This is a genomic window from Luteibacter sp., from assembly GCF_051958795.1.
GTDB lineage: Bacteria > Pseudomonadota > Gammaproteobacteria > Xanthomonadales > Rhodanobacteraceae > Luteibacter.
Window position 1 is genome coordinate 1 of record NZ_JBQCFT010000155.1, and the last position, 6,866, is coordinate 6,866.

The 6,866-nt window shown below is 65.5% G+C and carries 6 protein-coding genes and 1 riboswitch; of the genes, 2 read left to right on the plus strand and 4 right to left on the minus strand.

All coding sequences use genetic code 11. The features are described from left to right. Window positions 1-177: 177 nt before the first annotated feature. The 4 genes from ACTHLF_RS08185 to ACTHLF_RS08200 form a co-directional block, all read right to left on the minus strand. Complete coding sequence (locus tag ACTHLF_RS08185) at window positions 178-1,200, minus strand: DUF2333 family protein (protein WP_440326452.1); 1,023 nt, start codon at window positions 1,198-1,200, stop codon at window positions 178-180. 43 nt (window positions 1,201-1,243) lie between these two features. Continuing rightward, the gene (locus tag ACTHLF_RS08190; protein ID WP_440326454.1) at window positions 1,244-1,816 is read right to left on the minus strand and encodes a ferritin-like domain-containing protein; all 573 of its coding nucleotides are present in this window, start codon (window positions 1,814-1,816) and stop codon (window positions 1,244-1,246) included. 200 nt (window positions 1,817-2,016) lie between these two features. Further along, window positions 2,017-3,777 (minus strand): phosphomethylpyrimidine synthase ThiC, encoded by a 1,761-nt coding sequence (gene thiC, locus ACTHLF_RS08195; RefSeq protein ID WP_440326455.1) that lies wholly within the window; start codon window positions 3,775-3,777, stop codon window positions 2,017-2,019. Window positions 3,778-3,847: 70 nt separating this feature from the next. Beyond that, a riboswitch (TPP riboswitch) is annotated at window positions 3,848-3,945 on the minus strand. 34 nt (window positions 3,946-3,979) lie between these two features. After that, entirely contained in the window at window positions 3,980-4,636 is a 657-nt protein-coding gene (locus ACTHLF_RS08200) for a TetR/AcrR family transcriptional regulator (protein ID WP_440326457.1), read from the minus strand. A gap of 361 nt (window positions 4,637-4,997) precedes the next feature. On the opposite strand from ACTHLF_RS08200, the gene ACTHLF_RS08205 reads away from it, so the two are divergent. Together ACTHLF_RS08205 and ACTHLF_RS08210 are read left to right on the plus strand one after the other, a co-directional pair. Beyond that, window positions 4,998-5,657, plus strand: coding sequence for a protein-L-isoaspartate O-methyltransferase family protein (locus ACTHLF_RS08205; RefSeq protein WP_440326459.1), 660 nt, complete (start codon window positions 4,998-5,000; stop codon window positions 5,655-5,657). A 37-nt stretch (window positions 5,658-5,694) separates the two neighbouring features. Then, the coding region (locus ACTHLF_RS08210; protein ID WP_440326461.1) for a TolC family outer membrane protein at window positions 5,695-6,866 on the plus strand (1,172 nt) is incomplete at its 3' end.

Below are 6,866 nucleotides of genomic sequence, written 5' to 3' on the forward strand. Positions count from 1 at the left end.
GTAGCCCGCCTCAACCACCAGTCGGATGGCTTCAGCCTTGACGGCCGGGGAAATTATCTTGAAACCCATAGATCACCTCGCAGGAGATTTTGCTCCTACTGGTGGTCCAGAAAAACCCGGCCACTACAGGTGGGCTCCTACAACGCGAAAAAAGCCCGCCGAATGGCGGCCTTTTTTTTAGCCGCGACCCAGCAGGCCGCGCAGGTCGATGATCGCCGCGTTGGCGCGGGAGATGTAGTTCGCCATCACCAGCGAATGGTTGGCGAAGAAGCCGAACGGCGAGCCGTTCAGGACCACCGGGCTGCCGAGCGACTTCTGCGATTCCTCGAGCTCACGGATCACCTGCTGCAGGCTCGCATCCGCGTTCTTGCTACGCAGGATCGGTGCGAAGTCATGGCGGATCGCCTTGAGCTGCTCAAGCAGCGTCCACGTATAGCCGCGCGCTTCGTAAAAGTTGTCGTCGATCTTGTTCCAGGGCGTCTTCACGTAGACGGCCTTGGCCGGCCCCGCGTTCGCGGCGACATCCGCATTGGGCGCCGCATCCACCTTGAGCTGGCCCACGCTCGCCGAAAGCCGCTGTGACAGCGAGCCAAGCCGGGCCGAGACCGTCTGCAGGTAATCCGCCAGGTTGTCGGCGCGCGCGTAGAAATGCGCGTTGCCATCCTCGGCATCGCTCAGGCGGCCAAGATAATCGTTGAGATCATCCACCGCCTTGCCGTACTGCGATTCCGAGCTGGGGAAGAGCCAGCGATCGTTCGGGCTGTTGAGCAGCGGATCGGCCTCGCCGAGGGACTTGTCCTCGGTGGATTGCGTCTGCGAGCGGCTGAAATCGTTGCGCAGCGCGCGGACGAGATCGCGCGAGGCGGTCAGCGAACCAAATTCCCAGTTCGGCATGTTGTCCATGATCGAACCGGGCGGGAGCTTGTCGTTGCTCAGGTACCCACCGCGCTTGTCGGTAAGGGTATCGACCGACTTGATCAGCGTGTACGTGGTGACCGCGCCGGTGCTCATGGGGCGGCCGATTTCCTTCATGTGCGCGGTGGTGACCTGCACCGGATCGAACTGCTCCGGCTCCTTGTCCCACCACCACATGAAGAACAGCACCAGCAGGATCAGCACCGCGATCGGCAGGGCGATCGCCAGGCTGAGCGGGCGGCGGCGCCTGCGCGGGGCAGGCGAAGGGGCGGCGGTCGCGTTCATGATGATCCTTCTCGGTGGCGAGCGATGCCCCCAGCTTACCTAATCAGTGCCTCGAGGGTGCCGCGGGCTCGCCCTTCTTCCCCAGGTTCTCGAGCAGCGTGGCCATGTCCTCGGCGTGTTCTTCCTCCTGCGCCAGGATGTCCTCCATGATCCGCCGCGTGGTCGGATCGTCGTCGCCAATGTAGGTCACGATCTCGCGGTCGCTGTCGATCGCGATCCGTTCGGCGACGAGGTCTTCCTTGATCATGTCGATCAGGTCCGCGCCTTCCACGTAATCCGCGTGGCTGCGGGAAAGCAGGCCTTCCGGGTTAAAATTGGGCGTGCCGTCGAGCTGGGTGATGCGCTCGGCGATACGGTCGGCATGCTCCTGCTCCTGGGTGGCGTGTTCCAGGAACTCCGCCTTGACGCTCTGCGAATGGATGCCCGGCGCCATGTAGTAGTGGTACTTGTAGCGGAGCACGCAGACGATCTCGGTGGCCAGCGCTTCGTTGAGCAGTTTGATGACCGTTTCACGGTCCGCCTTGTAGCCGGCGGTGACGGCCCCGTTGTCGATATGCTCGCGGGCGCGCTTACGGATGTTCTCAATATCGGTGACGAAGGGTTTTGCGCTGGCCATTGCCTGTGCTCCAGGGGACGGGAGTTGGGTAGGCCCCCGACGTTAGGTCTGGCCCTGAAAAAACGGGGTGAAGGCTTCCAAATGCGACGCACTTCCATCGCGTAGGAGCCCACCCTGTGGGCGACGCCGTTCGCGAAAGCGCCACAGGCCCTTTAGCGGCACCGCGAAAGATGTCGCCCACAGGGTGGGCTCCTACCGGCTTACGCCTTGGTATAGACCTCACCACCCCTTTCCCGAAACTCCGCAGCCTTGGCATCCATCCCCGCCGCGTAATCACGCACATCCTGGGTGATCTTCATCGAGCAGAACTTCGGCCCGCACATGGAGCAGAAGTGCGCGCTCTTGTGCGCGTCCTTCGGCAGCGTCTCATCGTGCATGGCGCGCGCCTTTTCCGGGTCCAGGCCCAGGTTGAACTGGTCCTCCCAGCGGAACTCAAACCGTGCCTTCGACAGCGCGTTGTCGCGCAGCTGTGCGCCCGGATGGCCCTTCGCCAGGTCGGCGGCATGGGCGGCGATCTTGTAGGCGATCATGCCATCGCGCACGTCCTGGCGATCGGGCAGGCCGAGGTGCTCCTTCGGCGTCACATAGCAGAGCATGGCGGTGCCGAACCAGCCGATCATCGCAGCGCCGATCGCACTGGTGATGTGGTCGTAGCCGGGCGCGATATCAGTGGTGAGCGGGCCCAGCGTGTAGAACGGCGCCTCGTGGCACACGGCCAGCTGGCGATCCATGTTCTCGCGGATCAGGTGCATCGGGACATGGCCGGGGCCTTCCACCATGCATTGCACCTCGTGCTTCCACGCTACCTTGGTGAGTTCTCCCAGCGTGTCCAGTTCACCGAACTGCGCCGCATCGTTCGCATCGGCGATCGAGCCCGGGCGCAGGCCGTCGCCCAGGCTGAAGGCCACGTCGTAGGCCTTCATGATGTCGCAGATCTCCTCGAAATGCGTGTAGAGGAAATTCTCGCGGTGATGCGACAGGCACCACTTGGCCATGATGGAGCCGCCGCGCGACACGATGCCGGTGACGCGGCCCGCGGTGAGCGGCACGTAGCGCAGCAGTACGCCGGCGTGGATGGTGAAGTAATCCACGCCCTGTTCGGCCTGTTCGACCAGCGTGTCGCGGAAGATTTCCCAGGTGAGCTCCTCGGCCACGCCGCCCACTTTTTCCAGCGCCTGGTAGATCGGCACGGTACCCACCGGCACGGGCGAATTGCGCAGGATCCATTCGCGGGTCTCGTGGATGTGCTTGCCCGTGGAGAGATCCATGATGGTGTCGGCGCCCCAGCGCGTCGCCCACACCAGCTTCTCCACTTCCTCGGCGATGCCGGAACTCACCGCGCTGTTGCCGATGTTCGCGTTGACCTTGGTGAGGAAGTGCCGGCCGATGATCATGGGCTCGGCCTCGGGGTGGTTGATGTTCGCGGGGATGATCGCGCGGCCCCGGGCCACTTCGTCGCGGATGAATTCCGCCTGCAGGTTCTCGCGCAGGGCGATGAATTCCATCTCGGGCGTGACGATGCCGCGGCGTGCGTAGTGCATCTGGGTGACGTTGGCGCCGCGGATGGCGCGCAGGGGCGCCCGGGGTGCCGGGAAGCGGATGGCGTCCAGCCGGGCATCGCCGGCCCGCGCCCGGCCGAAGGTGGAGCTCAACCCATCGAGCCTGACGACATCGCCGCGCCCCTGGATCCAGGCGGCGCGAAGGGGCGGCAGGCCCGCGACCAGGTCCACCGTGTGGTCCGGGTCGGTGTACGGGCCGGAGGTGTCGTACACCACCACGGGCGGGTTCGCTTCGCCGCCGAACAGGGTGGGCGTCTGCGCTAGCGCGATCTCGCGCATGGGCACGCGGATATCCGGCCGGCTGCCGGTCACGTGGACCTTGCGGGAACCGGGCAACGGGGTGGTAACGGAGGCGGACAGGTCGCGGGTGGCGCGGGCGAGCTCAGGGGATATGGCGTTCATCGGCTTCTCGACTCGGCGGGAGGGAGAAGCGGACGCGCCGCCACGGACCGGCGGCGCGCACACGCGCACCGCTCCCGTGGACAAAGCTTCCTACGCCGGTACTGACCGGATCAGGTTCAAAGGGACTCTCTCAGCCCGCGCAACGCGCCGGCACCCCCGCTTCGGGGCCGATTCAAGCACGAAGCGGGGAGGAACGCGAGGATTACGCGCGGGGCGCGTAGGCGCGCATGAACATATCCACCGCGGCGAGGGCGTTGTTGTTCACCTCTTCGGCGAACTGCACCGCGCAATCCTCGCAGCCGAACAGGCGGCGGATGAGCAGGTCGCCCTTGAGCAGGGCCAGGATCTGGGTAGTGGCGCGGCTGACGTCGGCGATCTCGAGCTGCCCGCGCTCCACGGCATCGCCCAGCAGGCGGCTCATGAGCTTGTGCATGCGCACCGGACCCTCTTCCCAGACCAGCCGGCCGAAACGCGGGTTACCGCCGGCCTGGCAATCGGAAAGGATGGCGCGGAACGTGCCGACGGATTCCGTATTGGTTTCCATGGCCGCATGGCGGCTGGCGATGTTGGTCAGCGTGGCGCGGATATCGCCGCCGGCGCTGAAATCGAACAGGTCATCGGGCAGGCGCTCCTGCACGTGCGCGCGGATGACCTCGCGGAAGAGGTTGTCCTTGTCGCCGAAATGGCTGTAAACGGTGAGCTTGGACACACCCGCCGATGCCGCGACGGCATCCATGCTGGTACCGGCGAAACCGCCCTGGGTGAAGAGCGCCTTGGCGGCATCGAGGATGGCCGCGCGCTTCTCCATGTCTTTCGGACGCCCCGGGCCCTGCGTCTTCATTTTCGGGCTGGCGTTCATGGCTGCACCTTCACAAACAAAAATTATGACTTTATTATACGCAGCGGTTTAGTTATTTCCAGCATGGCGCGCATCTTTTTGCCGCGACAGCAGGTCGGAACAGGAGCGGAACCGCCGTCCTACCTTAGAATAGGTGGGGCCGCCCGCGTGCGGTCTCCATGGTTGCCAGCAACCCCCACCTACCGGCCATTCAGCCGGCGTGGGGCCAGCGAGGGGGGTGACTTCCGTCAGCCCCGCCCGGTGACTTCCGGCACTTAGCCGGGAAGCACCGGGACCGCAGCCGTTGCATATCGGAGGAAGCGGCCTGTAACCCGTTATCCTTCCGCATCTTTTTTCAGCTTTTCGTCCGGGATTGAACACCATGGCGATGAATTTCGAGCAGGCCCGCCTGAACATGGTCGAGAACCAGGTCCGCCCCTGGGAAGTGCTCGAGTACTCGGTACTCGACACGCTCAAGACCATCCGCCGCGAGGATTTCGTGGCCCCGGCCCACCGCAATGTCGCCTTTGCCGACCTGAACCTCCCGCTGGGCCATGACGAAGTCATGATGAAGCCGGTGATCGAGGGCCGGGTCCTCCAGGCCGTGGCGCTGAACAAGACCGACGAGGTCCTGGAAATTGGCACCGGCTCGGGCTACCTGACCGCCTGCCTGGCCAACCTGGCCGGCAAGGTCACCAGCATCGACATGCACGCCGATTTCGTGGAGGCCGCGAAGCAGCGCCTTTCCGCCGCCGGCGTGGCCAACGCCACCCTCGAAGTGGCCGAGGCGGTCAACGGCTACACCCCGGCCGGCGTTTTCGACGTCGTCGTGGTCACGGGTGCGGTGCACGCCGTTCCGGAGAAGTTCGTCCGCTGGCTGAAGCCGGGCGGCCGGATGTTCGTGGTGCGCGGCGATTCGCCGGCGCAGACGGCGGTGTTGCTCACCCACGAAGGTGAGGGCCGCTACCGCGAGGAATCGTTGTTCGAAACGGACCTTCCCTACCTGGCGCATGCCGCGCCGGTGAAGCGCTTCGTGCTCTGACCTTCAAAAGATCCCCCATCACCCACGAGGCGAACCCATGCGCTTGAAGCTACTCACCGTTGCGCTGGCCCTGGCAGCGGCTCCCTTCGCGAGCCATGCCGAAGACCTGCTCGATGCTTACCGCCAGGCCCGGGCGAACGATCCGGTGCTGTCGCAGGCCGATTCCACTCGCCTCGCAACCGGTGAGAGCGTGACGCAGGCCCGCGCGCTGCTGCTGCCGCAGGTCAGCGCACAGCTCAGCCTGAACCAGAGCGACCCGAATGGTCCGACCCGTGAGCCCATCTATGGCGCCGATGGCCGCACCGTCGTCGGTTTCTCCGGCGATATCGGCCACACCCGCACCCGCGACGTGGGCGCGACGGTGAGCCAGAGCGTCGTCGACTTCAGCAAGTACGCCGACCTGAAGGCCGCCCGTTCCTCGGCGGACTCGCAGAACGCGACGTACGACGCGGCGCTCCAGCAGCTCTCGACGCGCGTGGCGACGGCCTATTTTCAGGTCCTCACGAACGACGACGCCCTGACCTTTCAGAAGGCCAACGAGCAGGCGCTCGCCCGCCAGCTCGAGCAGGCGCAGCAGCGCTTCGACGTGGGCCTCTCGGCCATCACCGACGTGCAGGACGCCAAGGCCCAGCACGACACCGCCGTGGCCCAGGTGATCACCGCGGAAAACACGCTGGCCGATTCGCGTGAAGCGCTGACCCAGATCACGGGCCAGCCGGCCGACAACCTGAAGAAGCTGCGCGAGCAGCTGCCGATGGATCCGCCGTCGCCGAACGACGCCCAGGCATGGGTCGCCGAAGCGGTGAAGACCAGCCCGACGATCATTGCCGCCCAGTACAACGTCGATTCCGCCGAGCACACCATCTCGTCGGCGCGCGCTGGCCACCTGCCGACGATCGACGCGACGCTGGGTTACAGCAAGAGCACCGCGTGGAACCAGAACGCGGGCGCCGGCACGGCGGGTTCGAGCCTCACCTCGGCCAATGGCCGCGGTGCGACCTCGGTGGGCCTCACGCTGAACGTGCCGATCTTCTCGGGCGGTGCCACGCAGTCGCGCGTTCGCCAGAGCATCTACCAGCGCGACGCGGCGCAGGATTCGCTGGAATCCACCCGCCGCCAGGTCGTCCGTGACACGCTGAACTACTACCGCTCGGTCGTGGCCGGCATCAGCAAGGTCGAGGCGACCAAGGCCGCCGTGGAATCCGCCGA